This window comes from Dietzia sp. CW19 (assembly GCF_014145265.1).
Taxonomy (GTDB): domain Bacteria; phylum Actinomycetota; class Actinomycetes; order Mycobacteriales; family Mycobacteriaceae; genus Dietzia; species Dietzia natronolimnaea.
In genome coordinates this window covers 1-809 of sequence record NZ_JAALEE010000503.1, presented here as the reverse complement: position 1 = coordinate 809, position 809 = coordinate 1, and the positions used below count along the sequence as shown (strand labels likewise).

General features: G+C 71.1%; 1 pseudogene. It reads left to right on the top strand.

The annotated features are described in order from the left end of the window. Positions 1-38: 38 nt before the first annotated feature. Positions 39-809 (top strand): annotated as a pseudogene (locus G6021_RS14325) (family 43 glycosylhydrolase); the annotation flags it as partial.

Here is an 809-nt window from a genome sequence, read left to right as displayed (position 1 = left end):
CGCACTTCCGGTCCTTCGACCTGGTCGAGTGGGAGTACGTGGGGGACGCCTTCGGATCCCGTCCCTCGTGGGCACCGTCGGGGTCGTACCTGTGGGCGCCGGACGTCCACGTCGCCGACGCCGGAGCGGTCATGTACTACACGACCGGCGGGCCGGCCCCCTGTATCGGGATGGCCACCGCGCCCGGGATCGAGGGCCCGTGGACCCACGGCGGTGCGCCGATCGTCTGCTAAGGGGCCGACGCGCCCTATCGGGATCTGGATCCGATGGACCCCGAGGTGGTGTTCACGGCCGACGGCCCGGTCATGTTCATGGGGAACTTCGAGGGGATCAACGCGGTGCGGATGAACCCAGCGGGGACAGCTCTGATCGGCGACCCCGTCCTGGTGGCCGGTACGGGCGTCGAGGCCCCCGCCATCGTCAGCCGCGAGGGCAGGACGCACCTGTTCACCAGTGCTGGACTGTGTTGCAACGGCGAGCAGTCCCAGTACCGGGTGTTGGGTGGCCGCGCCGACGACGTGATGGGCCCGTACTCCGATCGGCAACAGCGCCCGTTGGTGCAGGGGCCGGGTTCCCCGCTGCCCGGCGACGTGATCCTCAAGGGTGACGCCGACTGGGTGGGACCGGGTCACGTCGACGTGACCACCGACGACGCGGGGCAGGACTGGATGCTCTATCACGCCGCCCCCCGCGGCAGCGCCGTGCTCCCCAACGGGGTGCAGCGGAGGTACATGATGCTCGACCGCCTGGACTGGGTCGGCGGGTGGCCCGTGGTCGGGGACGGCACCCCGTCCTCGACCCGGTCCGCC